This window comes from Streptomyces sp. NPDC045701, from assembly GCF_056432045.1.
The window spans coordinates 69,654-89,661 of the sequence record NZ_JBWKJV010000021.1 but is presented as its reverse complement, the minus strand read 5'-3'; the positions used below and the strand labels follow the sequence as shown (position 1 = coordinate 89,661).

Here is a 20,008-nt window from a genome sequence, read left to right as displayed (position 1 = left end):
TCAGGAGGAGGCGGGGGCGGACTCGACGCGCTTCTTCAGGCCGGCCAGGGCTCGGTCGATGATGACCTTCTCGGCCTTGCGCTTGATCATGCCCAGCATCGGGATCTTGACGTCCACCGTCAGCTGGTAGGTCACCTCGGTGCGGGTGCCGCCGTCCAGCGGCGCGAGGCGGTAGGAGCCGTCGAGGGCGCGGAGCATCTGGGACTTGACCAGCGTCCAGCCGACCTCGTGGTCGCCGGTCCAGGTGTACGCGAGGGTGTGGTCGTCCTTGATGGCGCCGGCGTCGAGCAGCAGGCGGACCTTCCCGGCGCGGCCGGCGGCGTCCCTCTCCAGGACCTCCGCCTCCTTGACCTCGCCCGTCCACTCCGGGTAGCGCGCGAAGTCGGCGATCACTCCCATGACGTCGGCCGGCGCCGCCTCGATCTCGATGGTCGAGCTGGTGTGTTCCGCCATCGCGGTGGCTCCTCCAGTGCGGTACCGAATCCCTGTGGGGTGAAGGCTATCGCGTGGGCGGGGTTCACCATTCCAGGGCCCATGGCCGCCCGGTCGACGCGAAATGTCCCACGTTGACGCACTCGGTCGCCCCGATCCGCATCCGCCGCGTCAGCGGCTGGTGGACGTGGCCGAAGAGCGCGTACCGGGGCCGGGTGCGGCGGATGGCGTCGAGCAGGGCGCGGCTGCCGCGCTCGAAGCGGCGCGCGACCGTGTCGTAGGTCAGGTCCGGCACCTCCGGCGGGATGTGCGAGCACAGCACGTCGACCTCGCCCAGGGCCTCGACCTTGGCCGCGTACTCCTCGTCGGAGATCTCGTAGGGGGTGCGCATCGGGGTGCGCAGCCCGCCGCCGACGAAGCCGAAGACCCGGCCGCCGAGCTCGACGCGCTGCCCGTCCAGGACGGTGGTGCCGGGGGCGGCGTACTCGTGCCAGAGGCCGGGGATGTCGACGTTGCCGTACGTGGCGTAGGTCGGGGTCGGGAAGGCCGCGAACAGCGCGGCGTACTGCCGGCGCACGGCGGCCTCGATGGCCGTCTCGCGGTCCAGGTCCAGTTCGGCCCACAGGCGGCGGCCCAGCTCCCGCGCCTCGTCGAAGCGGCGGGCGGTGCGCAGCTCCACGAGCCGGTCGGCGTTCTCCACGCCGAAGAGGTCGGGGAAGATGCCGCGTGAGTGGTCGTGGTAGTCGAGGAAGAGCACCAGGTCGCCGAGGCATATCAGGGCGTCGGCGCCCTCCCCCGCCGCTGCCAGGTCCTCGACGTTCCCGTGCACATCGCTGATCACGTTGACCCTCATGCCGGTCCACCATAGGGGGTCGGACCTGCGGTTACTTCCACGTCGTCACAGGAGTGGACTACTGTGCGTCAAGTACAGCCATTCACGTGTGACGCAGCGAACATCTGACCGGCTCCCCTATCGGGAACCCTGTACTGGTGGGTAACGTCCGGGCAGTCCAGTCGTGCTCGCCCCCACCGAGCACCTGCCCGATCTTGGACCGCAACCGGTGCATCACACAGAGCCGTGGCGCCGGCGCCCGATGAGGAGCAGCAGTTTTGCGCGAGTTCAGCCTTCCGGCCCTGTACGAGGTCCCCACGGACGGCAACCTGACGGATCTCATCCGCCGCAATGCCGCTCAGCACCCAGATGTCGCCGTCATGGGCCGCAAGGTGGACGGCGTGTGGACGGACGTCACCGCCACCCGGTTCCTGGCCGAGGTCCGGGCCGCCGCCAAGGGCCTGATCGCCAAGGGCGTGCGCCCCGGCGACCGGGTCGCCCTGATCTCCCGCACCCGGTACGAGTGGGTGCAGCTGGACTTCGCGATCTGGAGCGCCGGCGCCGTGACGGTGCCGGTCTACGAGACCAGCTCCGCCGAGCAGGTGCAGTGGATCCTGAGCGACTCGGGCGCGGTCGCGGCGATCGTGGAGACCGGGACGCACGCCGCCGCGGTGGAGTCCGTACGCGAGAACCTTCCGGAGCTGCGGCACGTCTGGCGCCTGGACCAGGGCGGCGTGGACGAACTGACCGCCGCCGGGGCCGACGTGCCCGACGAGACCCTCGACGAGGCGACGTCGGCCGCCAAGGCCGACGACATCGCGACGATCGTCTACACCTCCGGCACCACCGGCCGCCCCAAGGGCTGCGTCCTGACGCACCGCAACTTCTTCGCCGAGTGCGGCAACGTCGTGGAGCGGCTCAAACCGCTGTTCCGCACCGGCGAGTGCTCGGCGCTGCTCTTCCTCCCGGCCGCGCACGTCTTCGGGCGGCTCATCGAGGTCGGCTCCGTCCTGGCGCCGATCCGCCTCGGCTGCGTACCGGACATCAAGGAACTCACCGACGAGCTGGCCGCGTTCAGGCCGACGCTGATCCTGGGCGTCCCGCGCGTCTTCGAGAAGGTCTACAACTCGGCGCGTGCCAAGGCGCAGGCGGAGGGCAAGGGCAAGATCTTCGACAAGGCCGCGCAGGCGGCCATCGACTACAGCCGCGCCACCTCCACCCCCGAGGGCCCGTCGCTGGGCCTGAAGGTGAAGCACTTCGTCTTCGACAAGCTGGTCTACAGCAAGCTCCGCGCGGTCCTGGGCGGGCGCTGTCAGGCGGCCGTCTCGGGCGGGGCGCCGCTGGGTGAGCGGCTGGGCCACTTCTACCGCGGCATCGGCCTCACCGTCCTGGAGGGCTACGGCCTGACGGAGACGTGCGCGGCGACCGCGTTCAACCCGTACGACCGCCCCAAGATCGGCACGGTGGGCCAGCCGCTGCCCGGTTCGGTGGTGCGGATCGCGGACGACGGCGAGGTCCTCGTCCACGGCGAGCACGTCTTCTCGGGCTACTGGAAGAACGAGTCCGCGACGGCCGAGGCACTGGCCGACGGCTGGTTCCACACCGGGGACATCGGCACGCTGGACGAGGACGGCTACCTGGCCATCACGGGCCGCAAGAAGGAGATCCTGGTCACCGCGGGCGGCAAGAACGTCGCCCCCGCGGTGATCGAAGACCGCATCCGCGGCCACGCGCTGGTCGCGGAGTGCATGGTGGTCGGCGACGGCCGCCCGTTCGTGGGCGCGCTGGTCACCATCGACGAGGAGTTCCTGGGCCGCTGGGCCGCCGAGCACGGCAAGCCGGCCGGCTCCACGGCGGCGTCGCTGCGCGAGGACCCGGACCTGCTGGCGGAGGTGCAGCGGGCCGTGGACGACGGCAACGCGGCGGTCTCCAAAGCGGAATCGGTGCGGAAGTTCCGTGTCCTCACCGCCCAGTTCACGGAGGAGGCCGGGCACATCACGCCGTCGCTGAAGCTGAAGCGCAACGTGGTGGCCAAGGACTTCGCCGACGAGATCGAGGCGATCTACCGCGCCTGACCGGCCCGGCCCAGCCGGTCACGTACACCTCCCCGTCCCCGGGACGCGCCCCGCGTCCCGGGGACGGCTGCGTGCGGGGCCGCGCCCACGACGGGGCCGGCGGGACCGTGGCAGGCGCGTGTCCGGTGGGTGGCACGCGCGTGTCCGGTGGCCCGGCCCGCCGGCCGGGGGCCTCGCCGGACGCCGCCCAACGGCGCCTCCTCACAGGAGCCGCTTCAGCTCCTCCGCCAGCAGGTCCCAGCGCCACTTCTCCTCGACCCACGCCCGGCCCCGCTCCCCCATCCGGCGCCGCAGCTCGGGGTCCTCCAGCAGCGTGACGACGCGGTCGGCGGAGTCGGCCGGCGACCCGCCCCGCACCACCCAGCCCGTCTCCCCGTCCAGGACGGCGTCCGGCGCGCCGCCGGAGTCGCCCGCGACGACCGGGAGCCCGGTCGCGGAGGCCTCCAGGTACACGATGCCGAGGCCCTCGACGTCCAGCCCGCCCCGCCGCGTGCGGCAGGGCATCGCGAAGACGTCACCGGCCCCGTAGTGCGCCGGGAGCTCTTCCCACGGCACCGCGCCCGTGAACCGTACGGATCCCGCCACACCCGTCTCGTCGGCGAGCCGGCGCAGATCTTTTCCGTACGGGCCTCCGCCGACGATCAGCAGGACCGCGTCCGGCACCCGCGCGAGGATCGCGGGCATGGCCCTGATCAGGGTGTCCTGCCCCTTGCGGGGGACCAGCCGCGAGACGCACACGACGACCGGCCGGCCCGCCAGGCCCAGCCGCTCCCGCACGGCGTCGCCGCCCGAGCCGGGGTGGAACGTCTTCTCGTCGACCCCCGGCGGCAGCTGGACCATCCGCCCGGCCGCCCCGGGCGTCAGCGCCGCCGCGATGCGGGAGCGCGTGTACTCGCCGAGGTACGTGATCGTGTCCGTGCCCTCGCCGATCCGGCGCAGCAGCCCCCGGGAGCCCGGCAGCTGCGCCCACCCCGCCTCGTGGCCGTGCGTCGTGGCGACGATCCGCCGCGCGCCGGCCCGGCGCAGCGCGGGAGCCATGAGGCCCAGCGGGGCCGCCGCGCCGAACCACACCGACTCGCAGCCGTGCTCGCGCAGCAGGCCGACCGCCCGCCTGGTCACGCGCGGTGTGGGCAACAGCATGGTCGTGGGGTCCCGGACAACCGTGAACGGCTGTCCGGCGTCGAACAAGGCGGTCGCCTCGGCCCCCTCCCGGCCGCGCTTCCACGTGGAGGCGTAGACGACGATCCGTTCCGGATCGAGTCTGAGCGCCATGTTGTGCAGAAACGCCTGAATCCCGCCGGGTCTGGGCGGAAAGTCGTTGGTTACGATCAAGGTCTTGTGCATCGCATGCCGACAGTACCGAACGGCGCCGCACCACCGCTCACGCACAGTCCCGCCCGGCACCACCACCCCCGACCGCCCACCCACCCACCCACCCGGACGAGGTTTGCATGAAGGGCCCCAGCGGCACCCGGCTCCCGCTCCCTGTCGTCGGCATATGGCTCCTGACCAGAGCACTGCTGCTGCTCTGCGTCTTCAAGGTCCTCGTCCTGCCCGGACCCGACGTCACGAGCGACGTCTCGGTGATCTATCAGGGCTGGTACGACGTGCTGCGCACCGGCACGTACCCGCTGGACGACGTCACCTGGCAGTACCCGCCGGCCGCCGCGCTCGCCGTCCTGTCACCCGGCCTGCTGCCCTTCCTGGACTACGCCTCCGCCTTCTTCGTCCTGGTGTTCGCCTGCGACGCGGTCGTCTTCGGCCTGCTGCTCTACGCGGGGCGCCGTCCAGGCAAGTGCCTGTCCGGGGCGTGGGTCTGGGTCGCGGGCGTTCCGCTGCTCGGCCCCACGGCGTACGCGCGCTACGACCTGATGGTCACCGCCGTCGCGGTCGCCGCGCTGCTGGCCGGAGTCCGGCACCCGCGCGTGCTGGGCGCGCTGGCCGGCGCGGGCGCGCTGCTGAAGGTCTGGCCGGCGCTGCTGCTGGCGGGCACCCGGCGCGGCGCCGTCACCCGGCGTTCCTGGACCGCCGCGGCGGTCACCGGGGCGGTGGTGCTCCTGGCCTGCACGGCGGCGATGCCGGGCGCGCTTGCGTTCCTGACCTTCCAGCGGGACCGGGGCACCGAGGTGGAGTCGCTGGGGTCCCTGGTCTTCCACGTGGCGCGGAACTTCGGCTGGGAGGGGCGGGTGCTGCTGAACTACGGGTCGGTGGAGTTCCTCGGCCCGTACGTGCCGGTGGTCTCCACCGCCGCGCTGGCGCTGACGGTGGCGGCGTTCGGCTGGCTGCTGGTGTGGCGGCTGCGGGCGCGCGAGTTCGGTACGACGACGCCGGCCGACGCGGCGTTCGCGGCGGTGCTGCTGTTCACCACCACGAGCCGGGTGATCAGCCCCCAGTACATGATCTGGCTGGTCGGGCTGGCGGCGGTGTGCCTGGTGTTCCGCTCCAGCCGGATGGCCCGCCCCGCGAAGATGGTCCTGGCGGCCACGGGCGTGACGCTGCTGGAGTTCCCCATCTGGTTCACCCACGTCGTGCACAGCGACCTGTGGGGCATCACGCTGCTGACCGTGCGCAACGGTCTCCTCGTCGCCGCCACCCTCACCGCGTGCCGCGAGCTGTGGCGCCGGACGGTCACCGAGCCGCGCCTGCGCGAGCTCGCCACCGTACCGGCGCAGACCGCCGGCGCCGGGCCGCGCCGGCCGGACGTCACCCCAGCCGCTCCCGCAGGTGACCACGCCACTGCGCGGTGAAGGCCGCCGGGGTGGTCGCCAGCACCTCGCCCAGGGCGCGCTCCACTCCGTGCGTCCCCGTCACCCGGTACAGCTCCCGCAGCTTCCCCTCGCCCCAGCGCTCGGCGATCAGCTCGCAGGCCAGCCAGCCGCCCTCGTACGCGCGGCCCAGGGCGTCCGGGTCCGAGGCGAAGGAGAAGTCGCCGTCCGTCGGCAGGGCGGCCGGGACGGTGCCCGCGCGGACGGCGTCACGCAGCCCGGGCGCGGCCTGGGCCGGATCGCGGGACGTTCCTCGGTAGGCCACCCAGTCCGCGAGGCCCTCCGACAGCCACAGCGGCGTGGCCGCCGAGGTGTGCGCCCGGGTGGCCACGTGGGTCGTCTCGTGGGCGAGCACGAAGCGCTGCCCGAACGCGCCCAGCTCCGCGTACGCTTCCGGGTTGACGATCACCCGGTCCGCCGGGGCGTCCGGCCCGCCGCCGACCCGGCCCGTGGTGACCGCGGCGATCCCCCGGTACCCCGCCGCCGGCTCCCCCAGCAGCGCGCCCATCGCCGTGAGCGAGCCCGGCACGAGCACCACGACCCGCCGCGCCCAGCCCTCGGGCCAGGCGTCCGACACGGCGGGCACCGCGCGGTCGGCGGCCGCGGCGACGGAGCGCAGCCGCTCGGCGCTCTGCCCGACGCCCAGGACGAGGCTCCGCCTGCCCCGGACGACGTCGATGTCGCCCTGCTCCCACAGCTGCGGGGCCTCGCCGCGTGCGGGCCGGTCCGACGTCACCCGCCAGCGCCCGTCCCGCCGCGCCAGCACGAGCGCCCGCTCGCCGGTCACCGCTCCGCCGTCGTACCCGGCGACGCGGTAGCTCAGCTCGGCCCGCGCGGTCGCCCGGTCGTCGCCGTCCCGCCGCGCCTCGATCACCCGGTACGACCAGGAGCCGAGCGGCACCCCGGCCAGGGCGCGGGCGCGTACCTCGGCCGCCCGGCGGTCGGCCGCCGCCTGGAGCGGGGCCGGGTCGAGCGGGGGCCGCGGCGTCCGGGCCGTACAGCCGCCGGCGAGCAGGCAGAGGGCGAGCACCGCCCCCGCCGTACGCCTCCGGACCCACATCCTCCCGATCCTACGGCCGCGTGCGACGTCAGACCCTGGTGACCGCGGAGACGGGCATCATGCCCACCGGGTCGTAGCGCACGGGCGCGCCCGGGTAGGGGGCGTGCACCACTTGGCCGTCGCCGACGTACATCCCGACGTGGCTGGCGTCGTCCCGGTAGATCACCAGGTCGCCGGGGCGCGCCTCGGACAGCGGGACGTGCCGCCCGGCGTCGCGCTGGGCCTGCGAGGTGCGGGGGATGCCGACGCCCGCCTGCGCGTAGGACCACTGCGTCAGTCCCGAGCAGTCGAAGCCGGAGGGGCCGTTGGCGCCCCACACGTACGGCTTGCCGAGGGCGGAGCGGGCGGCGGCCACCGCGGCGGCGGCCCGGCCCGACGCGGCTTCCCCGCCGGGCGGCGGGAGGTCGTCGCGGCCGGAGCGGGAGGCCCGGTCGAAGTCCTCGCGCTCCTTGGCCGTGAGGGAGTTGAGCAGGGCCCGCGCCTCGGCGAGCTTCCGCTCGACGGTCCGCTTGTGGAGGGCCACGGCCGCGCGGCTGCGCTCCAGTTCGGTGAGCAGCCGGCCGGCCTCGGCACGCCGCTGGGCCAGGTCGCGCTGGGCGCGCCTCAGTTCGGCGAGGGCGGTGGCCTGCCGCTCGCTGATCCGGTCGAGGGCGGCGGCCTTGTCGAGGTAGTTGTCGGGGTCCTCGGAGAGCAGCAGCGCGAGCGCGGGGTCCATGCCGCCCGACCGGTACTGCGCGCCGGCGACGGCGCCCAGCACACCGCGCATCCGGTTGATCCGCTCCTGCCCCCGGGCCACGCCGTCCTGCACCCGGGACACCTGCTCGCGGAGCACGCCGGCGCGCTCGTCCGCCTTGTTGAAGCCCTCGGTGGCCCGCTCCGCCTGCTCGTAGAGCCGGTCGACCTCGGCGCGGGCGGTCCGCTCCCCGGTGCCGGGGTCGGCGCTCGACGGGGTGGCGCCGAACGCGGCGGCGGTGACCGCCGCCGCGGAGAGGACGGTGACCTTCGCGCTCCGGGAGAGCACCGATGACGAGGACGACGGGGACCGGCGATGGGACGCCACGAACCGCGCTCCCTTCCGCTGACGTGAGGCCGTGCGGCCGATGCCGTACCGGCCGTGCGGGCTGTTGCGCGCCAGACAGTAGCCGGGCGATCACACCGCGGCCAGCGACCGTACGGGCGTCGAACAACGGCGCCCCGCCCGAGACCACAAGGTCACCGGCGGGGCGGAGCGTCAGCTTGGAGGGTGGTGAACCACCCGATCGGGCGTGGGGTTCGGGCGCGTCAAAGGTGTGCGGGCGGGCACGGGGGTCAGATACGCACGCCGAACTGGAAGTCGCCGAGGTACTCCATCGCCTCGTAGCGCACGACCGTGCCCGGGTAGGGGGCGTGCAGCACCTGGCCGTTGCCGGCGTACAGGCCCACGTGCGACAGGTTGCTGAAGAAGACGAGGTCGCCCGGCTTGAGCTGGCTGCGGCCGATCTTCACACCGTCGTTGTGCTGGGTGTAGGTGGTGCGGGAGATGGCCACACCGGCCTGGCGGTAGGCCCACTGGGTCAGGCCCGAGCAGTCGTAGGAGTTGGGGCCCTCCGCGCCGGAGACGTACGGCTTGCCGACCTGGGTGTCGGCGGCGGCGAGCGCGGCGGCGCCGCGCTGCGAGGCGGGCACCTCGTTGCCGAGTTCGACGCGGTCGCTGGCGGCCCGGCTGGCGCGCTGCTCCTGCTCCTGGATCTTGGCCCGCTCCTCGGCGGTCAGGGTGTTGAGCAGCTGCTGCGCCTCGGCGAGTTTGGCCTGGTACGCCTTCTTCTTCTCGGCGAGGTTCTTGCGCACGTCCTCCAGGCCGGCGAGCTTCGTGGTCGCCTCGGCGCGCTGCTGGGCCAGGGCGCGCTGCTTGGCCTGGATGGTCTCCAGGGCCTCGGCCTGCTTGGCGCTGATGGCGTCGACGGCGGACGCCTTGTCGAGGTAGCTGTCCGGGTCGGAGGAGAGCAGCAGCTGGAGGGAGGGGTCCATACCGCCGGAGCGGTACTGGGCGGTGGCGACCGAACCCAGGCCGTTGCGCAGCTCGTTGAGCTCCTGCTGGCCGCGCGCGACCTTGTCCTGGAGGGCGTCGACCTCCTTCTGGAGCTTGCCGCGCTGCTCGTCGGCGAGGTTGTACTGCTCGGTGGCGACCTCGGCCTCGTGGTGGAGCTTGTCGACCTTCGCCTTGACCTCGGTCTTGCTCGGCTTGGGGTCTGCCTGAGCTGCCTGGGAGGACAGGGCGACGGCAGCGGCGGCGGTTGCGGTGAGCACGGTCACGCGGGCGCGGCTCGGCTGCTTGGGACGACGGTGGGACGCCACGGAGGCGAGCTCCTTCATTCCTCTACGCCGCCTGCCGGGCTGTGGGTTCGGGGCCCCGGCTCCGCACGTGGCCCGGCTCCCCCGCGAAACAGGCCGGACCGCACGGAATTAGGCGGTTCCTCCGCTGTCGCTCCCGATGAGCGATCAACTGCGCGGAGGTTCGTGGCCAGACCCTAGTGACCATCTTGTGATCAGTTCAAATCCTCATGCGAAAAATCTCGCTCAGGGGCCACATTCTTTACATACAGTCCACGGTAAGTCATGGGCAGTTGACGGTACGTTTCCCGAAACCGGGCATTGCGCCCATGAGTTATGAGACGCGCGAAAGCCGCTTCAGCAACAAGGCGGACGCGACGGGCCGGGCACCGGCCTTGGCGACCCCGTCGGCGACCTCACGGTCGGTGGAGACCACCACGACCGGCCTGCCCGGTGGCTCCGCCCGCACCAGCTGGCGGATCAGCTCGTCGGCCGTGACGCCCGGCTTGGAGAACAGCACCCGCACCCCGCGCGGCGGCGCGAGCAGCACCGGGGCCGCCAGTTCGGCGCCGTCGAAGACACAGGTGACCTCCGCCCCCGACCGGGCGGCCAGCGCCGACAGGCCGCCCAGCAACCGCAGCCGCTGCTTCTCCAGCGGCATGGTCGGATAGCCGGTCTTGGTGACGTTGTAGCCGTCCACCACCAGGTGCGCCTGCGGCAGCGCCAGCAGTTGGTCCAGCAGCGCCGGGTCGGTCTCCGACAGCGCGCGCGCCGCGATGTCCTTGGGCGACATCCGGCCCGGCTCCACCGCGTCGACGGTGTCCGCGGGATGCACCGACACGGGCGGCAGGGCCAGCTCGCGGCGCAGTCCCTGGGCCGCCTCCAGGACGGTGTCCAGCAGCAGTCGCAGCCGCATGTCCTCCACCGAGCGCCCCTCGCGGGTGGCCCGGCGGCTGGCCTCCAGCGCGGCCTCCGCCTCGCCGAGGCGGGCCTTGAGGCGCCGCGTCTCGCTCTCCGCGGCGGACACCTGGGCGGCCGCCTCGGCGCGGACGCCCTCGACGTCGGCCCGGCTGCGGCGCAGGGCCGCCTCACCGCGCTTCACGTCGCTCTGGGCGCTGCGCAGCTTGCGCTGAAGCGATTCGGCTTCCTTGCGCGCCGCGTCCAGCTCGGCGCGCAGCCGCTCCGTCTCGGTCCTGGTGTGCGCGCGCGCCTCGGCCAGTTCGGCGCGCAGCCGCTCCAGCTCCCGCCGGCCGGCCTCGTCGGCGCGTTCGGCGTCCGCCCGCTGGGCCTCCTCACCGGCGGCGGCGACCAGCTTGACCCAGCCGGCGGGGCGGAGCACGTACGCCGTCGCGGCGACGTCCACCGGGTCGGCGGCGGCCGGCGGGGCGCCGGACTCGACCGCGCGGGCCAGCTCCGGCTGCCCCTCCTTGAGGCGCTCGCCGATGCGCTGGCGGAACACCGGGTCGCCCTCCAGGGCCGCCGCCATCGCGTTGCCCGCGAACTTGGCCCGGCGCGACGGGGTGAACCGGGCGTACTGGCGCAGCTGCGCGGGGAGCTCCGCGACCGTCAGGCCGCCGAAGGCGTCGGAGACCAGCGCGACGACCCGGCGCCGCACGCCGTCGGGCAGCGGGCGGTCGAGCGCCTCGGCGGCGTCACCGGCCGCACCGGCCGGCTCAGCGCCGCTGTCGGGCTGCTCCACGATTCGTCACCCCACTACCCGTCCGTCTTGGCCCGCCGGACCGCCTCCGGTCCCTCAGGAAGCGGCGTCCGGCCTGTCCACCAGCTCGATCCGGTCCACCGCGTTGCACCAACGGCAGCGGACCGACTCGATGGTCTCACTGACCACCTCGCGCTCCTCCACCGTGGGCTCGCCCGCGAGGTCCAGATGGACGTACTCCACGACCTTGGACGAGCGCGTGACGTCGAAGCGGGTCAGATTGCCGCAGAGCGTGCAGCGCCAGCGGGTCGTCGCGGTCGGCAGGGGAACCGTCGTCATCGTTCCGTCCTCTTCCATCGTGCCGGGTCCGGGATCCGCGGTGCGCCGTCGAACTGCGGGTGTGCGTCCCGTAACCCTACGGCCTCGCGGGTACCCCGTGGCGCGGCGAGGCACCCTGTCCCGCTCCCTCCGTTTACGTCATGATCTGTCCATGATCGCTTGGCGCGGGCCCACCGTGACGTACGCCGTGATCGGCGCCTGTTTCCTGGTCTTCCTGATCAGCCCGGTGTCCGGGCTGAACCCCTCGTACGGCACCGGCGACGCGCTCCTCGCCGCCCAGAGCTCGTACTTCCGCCGCTGGGGCATCGTCCCCGCCGAACTCCTGAGCGGCTCCCCGGACGTCCTCCTCACCCCGCTGACGGCCCTTTTCGTCAGCGGCAGTTGGCTGCACCTGCTGGGCAACATGCTGTTCCTCTACGTGTTCGGGGCGATGACCGAGGAACGGCTGGGCCACCTGGAGTTCGCCCTCTTCTACGCCGGCTCCGGCTGCCTCGCGCTGTTCGGGTACGCCGTGGCGCACGCCGACTCGGACCAGACCCTGGTGGGGGCGTCGGGGGCGATCTCGGGGGTGCTCGGCGCCTTCCTGCACCTCTTCCCGAGGGCGCGGGTCACCAGCCTCTTCCCGTTCCTCTTCTTCCTGCCGCTGCGGTTCCCGGCCTGGATCGTGCTGATCTTCTGGTTCGTGCTCCAGTGGCTGGCCGCCCGGGGCGCGGACAGCGGCCCGGGAGTGGCCTACCTGGCCCACGTGGTGGGCTTCTGCCTGGGCTTCCTCTACGCGTGGGTGCGGTTCGGGCGGGGGGCTAGAGTGAAGGCCCACCCAGCGGCCACCGAGGGAGAAGGACAGCCGTGATCACCGCGATCGTGCTCATCAAGACCAGCGTGGACCGCATCCCCGAGATCGCCGAGTCGATCGCCTCGCTGGACAGCGTCAGCGAGGTCTTCTCCGTCACGGGTACGTACGACCTCATCGCCATGGTCCGTGTGGCCAGGCACGACGACCTGGCGGACGTCATCCCCGGCCGGATCAGCAAGATCCCCGGCGTCGAGGCGACGGACACCCACGTGGCGTTCCGCACCTACTCCCAGCACGACCTGGAGGCCGCGTTCGCGATCGGCCTCGACGCGTAGGACGTCCCCCCCGGGGGCCACGCGTCCGTGGCGTTGCCGGACCGGCTCGCGCATCACCCGGACGGGTGGCTCCCCGGCGGACGCCCGCGGGGTCGTCCGGGCGCGGGACGCGCGCCGCCGAGGCCACCCCCTCGACCGCGTCGCGGGCGCCTTCTCCGCAGGCTCGGGCGTCGCCCGCCCGGAACGCGACCCGCCGGGCGGCCTCCGGCGGGGGCGGCCGGACGCGGAAAACCCGGGCCGTTCATGAAAGAGCCCTCATCCGGCGCTCATCCAGGCGCGGCCGGCCCGCGCCCAGGATGTGCCCCATGGCTTTCTCCCTTCGCATGGCGACGCTCGCCGCGGTCGTCGCCATCCCGCTCGGCATCGCCGCCACCAGCCATCTGCTGACCGAAACGCCCGAGGCGCCCGTGGTGCCGCCCGGAGTGCAACTGGGCGCCACGCCCCGGCCGGCCGGGAGCGGGGCGGGCGCGTCCCCGATCACCGGGCCGGACGTCCCGCCGCCGGGCCGGGGACCGGACGCGGAGCCGAGCGGGACACCGGGCCGCGACGCGGGGGGCACGCCGGCCGCCGTACCCGCCCGGGGCGGGCCGCCCGCGGGGACACCGGGCGGGCCGCCCGGGGGGTCACCGGACCGTGGCGCGGGGACACCGGACGGACGGACCGCGGGGACACCGGAGGGGCCGCCCGCGGGCACGCGCGCGAGCACGCCGGCCCGGCCGGCCGGTGGCGGCGCCGCGCCGGTCCGCACCACGCCCACCGACACCGTGGTGCCGGGGCCGCCGGCCACCGAGGGGGACGACGACGACGACCGCGGTGACGGCTCCGGGGACGACTCCGGTGACGACACCTGACCGCCGCGTCTCCGCCCGGGTGCGGATCCTGCTCTGGCTGCTGCTGGTGATGGCCGTGGCGCTGGTGGCCGTCGCGATGACGACCCGTTCCATCCTGCTGCGCGACGTCGACCACCGGATCAGCCGGTTGCTCACGCAGGAGACCCGCGAGTTCGCCAACTTCGTCGACCAGGGCGTGGATCCCGGCACCGGCGCCCGGTTCGGCGAGCCGCGCCGCCTGCTGGAGGTGTTCCTCCAGCGCCAGTACTCCGACCCCGACGAGGAGCTGCTCGGCCTCACCCGGGGCCCGGGCGGCGTCCCGTCCGTGCTGCGGCAGCCCCGCGACACCACCGGCGCCGCCCTCCACCGCGACCGGGTGGCGCTCACCCGGATCCTCGGCTCCCCCGCCCGCTCGGGCACCCTGGACCGGCCGTGGGGCGAGGTGCGGTGGGCGAAGGTGCCCATCAACCCGGCGAGCCAGGCCCCGCCCGGGGCGTTCGTCGTCGCCTTCCACGCCGCCGACGAACGGGCCATCGCCATGGAGGCGTTCCGCACCCAGCTCGCCATCTCCGGGGTGGCGCTGCTGATGACCACCGGCATCGGCTGGGCCGTCGCGGGCCGCATCCTCGCCCCCGTACGCCTGGTGAGCCGGGCCGCCGCCCAGCTCACCGAACAGGACCTGACCCGCCGTATCCCGGTGCGGGGCCGGGACGACATCGCGCTGCTCGCCGAGACGTTCAACGCGATGCTGGACCGGCTGGAACGGGCGTTCGCGGCGCAGCGCCAGTTCGTCGACGACGCCGGCCACGAACTGCGCACGCCCATCACGATCGTGCGCGGCCACCTGGAGCTGATGGGCGACGACCCGGCGGAACAGGCGGAGACGATCCGGCTGGTCACCGACGAACTGGACCGGATGAGCCGGATCGTGGAGGACCTGCTGCTGCTCGCCAGGGCCGAACGCCCCGACTTCGTCACGCCCGAGCCGGTCCAGCTGGGCGAACTGACCGCCGACGTGTTCGTGAAGGCCCGCGCCCTCGGCGAGCGCGACTGGGTCCTGGACGGCGTCGCCGACCGGGAGGCCGAGCTGGACCCGCAGCGCATCACCCAGGCGATGGTCCAGCTGGCGCAGAACGCCGTCCAGCACACCGCCCCCGGCCGGCGGGTGGGAATCGGCTCCCGTGAGGCGGACGGCCGGATCGAGCTGTACGTCGCCGACACCGGCCCCGGCGTACCGGCGGAGGACGCCCCCGTGATCTTCGAACGGTTCCGCCGCGGCACCACCCGGCGGGGTGCCCGCGCGGGCGGCGGCGCCGGGCTGGGGCTGTCCATCGTGAAGGCCATCGCCGAGGGGCACCGCGGCCGGGTGGACCTGCGGCCGACCGAGGGCGGCGGCGCCACCTTCGTACTCGTGCTGGAGGACGCGCTCGTGCCGGGTCACGCGCTCTCGGCGGAGGAGGGCGAGTGAGCAGGATCCTGATCGCCGAGGACGAGGAGCGGATCGCCTCCTTCGTCGAGAAGGGCCTGCGCGCCAACGCCTTCACCACCACGGTCGCCGCCGACGGGGACACCGCCCTCGACTACGCGGTCACCGGCGGCTTCGACCTGATGGTGCTGGACATCGGGCTGCCCGGCCGGGACGGCTTCACCGTGCTGCGGGAGCTGCGCGAGGCGCGCGTGACGCTGCCGGTGATCGTGCTGACGGCCCGCGACTCGGTACGGGACACGGTGGCCGGCCTGGAGGGCGGCGCCGACGACTGGATGACCAAGCCGTTCCGCTTCGAGGAGCTGCTGGCGCGGGTACGGCTCCGGCTGCGCACCGCGGCGCGCGCGCCCGAGGTGACGGTGTTGCGCAGCGGCGACCTCAGCCTGGACCTGCGCACCCGCCGCGCCCGCGCGGAGAGCCGGACCGTCGACCTGACGGCCCGTGAGTTCGTGCTGCTGGAGCTGTTCCTGCGCCACCCGGGCCAGGTCCTGTCACGGGAGCAGATCCTGTCCCACGTATGGGGGTACGACTTCGACCCCGGCTCGAACATCGTGGACGTGTACGTGCGGGCGCTCCGCAAGAAGCTGGGCGCGCGACGGCTCGAAACGGTGCGCGGCATGGGCTACCGCATGCCATGAAGCGCCCCGTTCCATGAACTTCCCTTAACGAACCGCTCATCGGGGACTCATGGCGCGAACCGAGGCTGATCACCGTGACCCTCACCCCCGGCCGGGCGGCGTGGGTCGGCGGCGGGCTGGGGTCGTGCACGCTGCTGGCCGTGCCGGCCCTGTTCCCCGGTCTCGGCGCCGACGCGCGCCTCACCCTCGCCGTCTTCGTGCTCGCCACCGTCGCCTGGATCGCGACCCCGGCCGACGACACGTATGTCGCGCTGGGCGCGGGACTCGCCCTCACCGCGACGGGCGTGATCAGCAGCCGGACGCTCTTCGCCCCCCTCGGTGACGAGACCATCTGGTTGCTGATCTGCGCGTTCGTCCTGGCCGCCGCGGTCACCCGGACGGGCCTGGCGGGGCGGACGGCGGCGTTCCTGGCCGGCGGCGCCCGGACGGTGCGCCAGCTGGTCCACCTGACCACGGCCGCGCTCGTCGTCACCTCGTTCGCCGTGCCGGCGACCTCGGGGCGGGCCGCGCTCGCGCTGCCCGTGTTCCTGGCGCTGGCCGCCGTGCTGGCGGACCGCCGGCGGCTGGTGGTGATGCTGGCGCTGCTGTTCCCGACGGTGGTGCTGCTGTCCGCCGTCGCGACGCTCATCGGCGCCGGGGCGCACCTGATCACCGTCAACGTGCTGTGGGAGCACACCGGGCAGCGGCTGGGGTTCGTACGGTGGCTGCTGCTCGGCCTGCCGCTGGCGGTCGTGTCGTCGCACCTGGCCGCCGAGGTGGTCCTGCTCACCACCACCACGCGCGACGACCGGCGCGCCCCGGTGCGCGTCACCCCCGCGGACATCGAGGCGCACGCGCACGCCCCCGTCACGGGACCGCTGTCCACCGCCGAGGCACGCTGCGCCCTGCTGCTGGCCACGGTGGTGGTGCTGTGGTGCAGCGAGCCGCTGCACCGGGTGTCCCCGGCGGTCGTGGCGCTGATCGGCGCGGTGGTGGCCGCGTCGCCGGCGCTGGGGACGGTACGGCTCAAGGACGGCTTGCGGACCGTGCCGTGGCCGCTGCTGCTGTTCATGGCCGCGACGATGGCGATGGGCGTGGCGCTCGCCGACTCGGGGGCGGCGGAGTGGCTGGTGGCGGGCCTGCCGGTGCACGCGCCGCCCTGGCTGTTCCTGACCGGTGTCGTGGTCGTCAGCACGGCCGCGCACCTGGTGCTCCAGTCCCGTTCGGCCCGCTCGTCGGTGCTCGTCCCGCTGGTGGTGGTGGCGGCGTCCGCGGCGGGGGTCAACCCGGTCACCGCCGCGCTCGCCTCGACCGCCGCGGCCGGGTTCTGCCACACGCTGCCGGCGTCGGCGAAGCCCGTCGCGCTCTTCCGTGACGTCCCCGACGGGGTGCCCACCTACACCCCGCGCGACCTGCTGCGGCTGTCGGCGGTGCTCGCCCCGCTCACGGCGGGCCTGGTCCTGTTCTTCGCCCTGACCGTCTGGCCGCTGATCGGCGTGCCCGTCCTCGTGGAGGCCCCCCGATGAGCTACCGCGTCGCCGTCGCCCCGAGCGGCTTCAAGGAGTCCCTGTCGGCGCGGGAGGCCGCCGAGGCCATCGCCGAGGGGGTGCTGCGGGTCCTGCCGGACGCCGAGCTGGACCTGATCCCGCTGGTCGACGGGGGTGAGGGCACGGCCGAGGCGCTGGCCGCCGCGACCGGCGGACGGCTCGTCGCGTGCGCCGCGACCGGCCCGCTGGGCGACCCGCTGGACAGCCGCTTCGCGCTCCTCGGGGACGGCTCGGCGGTCGTGGAGATGGCCGCCGCCGCCGGGCTCGCCCTGGTGCCGCCGGGCCGCCGAGACCCGGGCGCCACGACCACGTACGGCGTCGGCGAGTTGATCCGCGCGGCCCTCGACGCGGGCGCCCGGCGCGTCCTGGTCGGGTGCGGCGACTCGGGCACCTCGGACGGCGGCGCGGGCGCCCTCCAGGCGCTGGGCGTCCGGCTCCTCGACGCGTCCGGCGCCGAACTCCCCCACGGCGGCTCGGCGCTGACCCGGCTCGCGGTCGTCGACCCGCGCGGGCTCGACCCGCGGCTGGTGGACACCGAGCTGCTGGTGGCGTGCAACCCGTACAACGTGCTGTGCGGCGAGCGGGGGGTCGCCCGGGTCTTCGGCCCGCAGAAGGGCGCCACCCCGGCACGGTGCGAGGAGCTGTCGGCCGCCCTGGAGCACTGGGCGGCCGCGCTGACGGCGGCGTGCGCCCCCGGCGTCGACCTGCGGTGCGCCCCCGGCACCGGGGCGTCGGGCGGGCTGGGCGCGGGGCTCGCGGCGGTGGGGGGCCGGCTGCTCCCGCGCTTCGAGGTGCTCCTCGACGGGCTGGACCTGGGCGCCCGGCTGGGCCTCGCCGACCTGGTGGTGACCGGCGAGGGCGCGCTGGACGCCCAGACCGTGCGGGGCAAGGTGCCGGGCGAGGTGGCGCGGCGTGCCCGGGAGGCGGGGGTACCGGTCCTGGCGCTGGCGGGCACGCTGGGCGTGGGCGCCGGGGAGGCGGGGCTCGACGCCTACGAGTCGATCGCGGCCGGCCCGCTGCCGCTGCCGGAGGCGCTGGACCGGGCCGCCGAGCTGCTCGCGGACGCCGCCGAACGGGCGCTGCGCACGGTCCTGGTGGGCACCCGGCTCAGGGCCCCTCGCCGGGTCCCGGCCGGGCTCGCCGACCCGGCGGGGTCAGGACACGCCCCGGGCCGTGTCCGCGACGTCCCGCCCGGCCCGCGACGCCCGGCGGGCGGACGCCGATACGTTCCGGACACTCCCTAGCCTCGGTCGGGCACGCAACGCCCGTCCTCCGTACGGTAGTTCCAGCGAGCCCCGTCCCGGACGAGTTCCTTCACGGCCCGGACGAACCGGTCGACGTGCTCGTCCGGCGTCCCCGCCCCGAAGCTGACGCGGATGGCGTTCAGCGAGGTGGCCCCGCCGTCCGGGGCGCCGCACTCGCCGACGTCCTGCGGGTCGCCGCCCAGCAGGGTGCGCACCAGCGGGTGGGCGCAGAACAGTCCGTCCCGGACACCGATGCCGTACTCGGCCGAGAGGGCCGCCGCGAAGTGCGAGCTGTTCCAGCCCCGTACGACGAAGGAGATGACGCCCACCCGGGGCGCGTCTTCGCCGAACAGCGACAGCACCTTCACCTCCGGCACCTCGGCGAGCCCCGCGCGCACCTTGCCGATCAGGTACTGCTCGCGGGCCACCAGGTCGTCGAACCCGGCCTCGGTGAGCGCCTTGCAGGCGGACGCGACGGCGTAGACGCCGATGACGTTGGGGGAACCGGCCTCGTGGCGGGCCGGGGTGGTGTGCCACTCGACGTCCACCCCGCCGTCGGCGCGCCGGGCGACCTTGCGGGAGGCGCCGCCGCCGGCCAGGTACGGGTCGGCGTCCCGCAGCCAGTCGGCCCGTCCCGCGAGGACGCCGGAGCCGAACGGGGCGTACAGCTTGTGCCCGGAGAACGCCACCCAGTCGACGTCCAGGTCCCGCACCGAGACCGGGTGGTGGGGTGCCAGCTGCGCGGCGTCCAGGACGATGCGGGCGCCGTGGGCGTGGGCGGCGGCGGCCAGCTCGCGTACCGGCCACAACTCACCGGTCACGTTCGACGCACCGGTCACGCAGACCAGCGCCGGCCCGTGGGGGTCCCGGTCCGCCAGCGCCCGCTCCAGCGTCCGGACCGCCTCTTCCGGCGTCCGGGGCGCGTCGAGGTACGTGACCGTCGCGTCCTTCCACGGCAGCAGCGAGGCGTGGTGCTCGGTCTCGAAGACGAAGACCTGGCAGCCGGCGGGCAGCGCGGCGGCCAGCAGGTTCAGCGAGTCGGTGGTCGACCGGGTGAAGACGACCTGGTCGCCCTCCCGGCAGTCGAGGAACTCCGCCACCGCGGCGCGGCTGTTCTCGAACAGGTCGGTCGACAGCTGCGACAGGTACCCGGCACCCCGGTGCACGCTGCCGTAGTACGGCGCGTACGCGGCCACGTCGTCCCACACCCGCTGGAGGGCCGGCGCGCTGGCGGCGTAGTCGAGCGCGGCGTAGGTGACCTCGCCCCCGGTGACGAGCGGCACGGTGACATCCCGCCCCAGAACGGGCAGCGGGGCACAAACGGACTGGTCGGCGGCAAGGGTGGAGACAGACATGGCGAACTCCCGTACAGGGCAGGCGAACTCGTCGCGTCGGCGCACGAGGGTGCGGCGCGGCGAGAGGAGAAGAAGGGGGTACCGAAGAAGGGGCTGATACGCCCTATCGCATTCGCTTGCTCACGAGACTGCTCCCTTGAGGACCAGGACCCCAGGGTGTGCAGGGGTCCGCGCTTGCCACAGACTTCGCCGCCTGCGGCCTGGTCTTCACCCGGGGCACCCCGCCACGGACGGAGGGTTGCCGGACAGCGGGCCGGGGCCGTAGTCGCTGTCACTCATGACCTGCCGAGAAGTTAAACCACGTGATCGCCCGCACGCAAGCCGTGTCCGG

At 74.2% G+C, this 20,008-nt stretch carries 18 protein-coding genes and 1 riboswitch; of the genes, 9 read left to right on the top strand and 9 right to left on the bottom strand.

The features are described from left to right. Window positions 1–453, bottom strand: a complete 453-nt coding sequence (locus tag AC07DW_RS21895; RefSeq protein WP_478859346.1) for an SRPBCC family protein — start codon at window positions 451–453, stop codon at window positions 1–3. Window positions 454–517: 64 nt separating this feature from the next. Beyond that, window positions 518–1,285 carry a metallophosphoesterase family protein gene (locus AC07DW_RS21890; protein ID WP_478859345.1) on the bottom strand — a complete coding sequence of 256 codons (768 nt, stop codon included), beginning with the start codon at window positions 1,283–1,285 and terminating at the stop codon, window positions 518–520. Between the two features lie 257 nt (window positions 1,286–1,542). Between AC07DW_RS21890 and AC07DW_RS21885 the strand changes: the two genes are divergently transcribed. Next, complete coding sequence (locus tag AC07DW_RS21885) at window positions 1,543–3,339, top strand: AMP-dependent synthetase/ligase (protein WP_478859344.1); 1,797 nt, start codon at window positions 1,543–1,545, stop codon at window positions 3,337–3,339. Between the two features lie 201 nt (window positions 3,340–3,540). On the opposite strand, the gene AC07DW_RS21880 is transcribed toward AC07DW_RS21885, so the two are convergent. Further along, window positions 3,541–4,683 carry a glycosyltransferase family 4 protein gene (locus AC07DW_RS21880; RefSeq protein ID WP_478859343.1) on the bottom strand — a complete coding sequence of 381 codons (1,143 nt, stop codon included), beginning with the start codon at window positions 4,681–4,683 and terminating at the stop codon, window positions 3,541–3,543. Between the two features lie 107 nt (window positions 4,684–4,790). On the opposite strand from AC07DW_RS21880, the gene AC07DW_RS21875 reads away from it, so the two are divergent. Further along, on the top strand, window positions 4,791–6,086 hold the full coding sequence (locus AC07DW_RS21875; protein WP_478859342.1) for a glycosyltransferase 87 family protein: 1,296 nt from the start codon (window positions 4,791–4,793) through the stop codon (window positions 6,084–6,086). On the opposite strand, the gene AC07DW_RS21870 is transcribed toward AC07DW_RS21875, so the two are convergent. From AC07DW_RS21870 to AC07DW_RS21850, 5 genes are all read right to left on the bottom strand, one after another. Beyond that, window positions 6,043–7,164: a hypothetical protein gene (locus AC07DW_RS21870; protein ID WP_478859341.1), complete on the bottom strand. Its 1,122-nt coding sequence runs from the start codon at window positions 7,162–7,164 to the stop codon at window positions 6,043–6,045. The genes AC07DW_RS21875 and AC07DW_RS21870 overlap by 44 nt on opposite strands. Before the next feature lie 28 nt (window positions 7,165–7,192). Further along, window positions 7,193–8,224, bottom strand: coding sequence for a C40 family peptidase (locus AC07DW_RS21865; protein ID WP_478859340.1), 1,032 nt, complete (start codon window positions 8,222–8,224; stop codon window positions 7,193–7,195). Between the two features lie 248 nt (window positions 8,225–8,472). After that, window positions 8,473–9,498: a C40 family peptidase gene (locus tag AC07DW_RS21860; RefSeq protein ID WP_478859339.1), complete on the bottom strand. Its 1,026-nt coding sequence runs from the start codon at window positions 9,496–9,498 to the stop codon at window positions 8,473–8,475. Between the two features lie 310 nt (window positions 9,499–9,808). Further along, on the bottom strand, window positions 9,809–11,173 hold the full coding sequence (locus AC07DW_RS21855) for an NYN domain-containing protein (protein WP_478859338.1): 1,365 nt from the start codon (window positions 11,171–11,173) through the stop codon (window positions 9,809–9,811). 54 nt (window positions 11,174–11,227) lie between these two features. After that, window positions 11,228–11,470 carry a hypothetical protein gene (locus tag AC07DW_RS21850; RefSeq protein WP_189548494.1) on the bottom strand — a complete coding sequence of 81 codons (243 nt, stop codon included), beginning with the start codon at window positions 11,468–11,470 and terminating at the stop codon, window positions 11,228–11,230. 151 nt (window positions 11,471–11,621) lie between these two features. Here AC07DW_RS21850 and AC07DW_RS21845 point away from each other — a divergent pair, with 151 nt between their 5' ends. The 7 genes from AC07DW_RS21845 (at window position 11,622) to AC07DW_RS21815 (ending at window position 18,322) form a co-directional block, all read left to right on the top strand. Continuing rightward, entirely contained in the window at window positions 11,622–12,320 is a 699-nt protein-coding gene (locus tag AC07DW_RS21845) for a rhomboid family intramembrane serine protease (protein ID WP_478859337.1), read from the top strand. Beyond that, window positions 12,317–12,598 (top strand): Lrp/AsnC family transcriptional regulator, encoded by a 282-nt coding sequence (locus AC07DW_RS21840; protein ID WP_064071695.1) that lies wholly within the window; start codon window positions 12,317–12,319, stop codon window positions 12,596–12,598. Before AC07DW_RS21845 ends, AC07DW_RS21840 begins: the two co-directional genes overlap by 4 nt. A 305-nt stretch (window positions 12,599–12,903) precedes the next feature. Beyond that, a complete protein-coding gene (locus AC07DW_RS21835) occupies window positions 12,904–13,449 on the top strand; it encodes a hypothetical protein (RefSeq protein ID WP_478859336.1) in 546 nt (181 codons plus the stop codon). Between the two features lie 49 nt (window positions 13,450–13,498). Beyond that, on the top strand, window positions 13,499–14,896 hold the full coding sequence (locus tag AC07DW_RS21830) for a sensor histidine kinase (RefSeq protein WP_478859373.1): 1,398 nt from the start codon (window positions 13,499–13,501) through the stop codon (window positions 14,894–14,896). Next, entirely contained in the window at window positions 14,893–15,552 is a 660-nt protein-coding gene (locus AC07DW_RS21825) for a response regulator transcription factor (protein ID WP_478859335.1), read from the top strand. Before AC07DW_RS21830 ends, AC07DW_RS21825 begins: the two co-directional genes overlap by 4 nt. A 74-nt stretch (window positions 15,553–15,626) precedes the next feature. Beyond that, entirely contained in the window at window positions 15,627–17,057 is a 1,431-nt protein-coding gene (locus AC07DW_RS21820; RefSeq protein ID WP_478859334.1) for an SLC13 family permease, read from the top strand. Next, the gene (locus tag AC07DW_RS21815) at window positions 17,054–18,322 is read left to right on the top strand and encodes a glycerate kinase family protein (protein WP_478859333.1); all 1,269 of its coding nucleotides are present in this window, start codon (window positions 17,054–17,056) and stop codon (window positions 18,320–18,322) included. The genes AC07DW_RS21820 and AC07DW_RS21815 overlap by 4 nt, the downstream gene beginning before the upstream one ends. Here AC07DW_RS21815 and AC07DW_RS21810 read toward each other — a convergent pair. Next, window positions 18,319–19,677, bottom strand: a complete 1,359-nt coding sequence (locus AC07DW_RS21810) for an aminotransferase class V-fold PLP-dependent enzyme (protein ID WP_478859332.1) — start codon at window positions 19,675–19,677, stop codon at window positions 18,319–18,321. The genes AC07DW_RS21815 and AC07DW_RS21810 overlap by 4 nt on opposite strands. A 165-nt stretch (window positions 19,678–19,842) precedes the next feature. Next, window positions 19,843–19,960: riboswitch (SAM riboswitch) on the bottom strand. Window positions 19,961–20,008 lie beyond the last annotated feature (48 nt).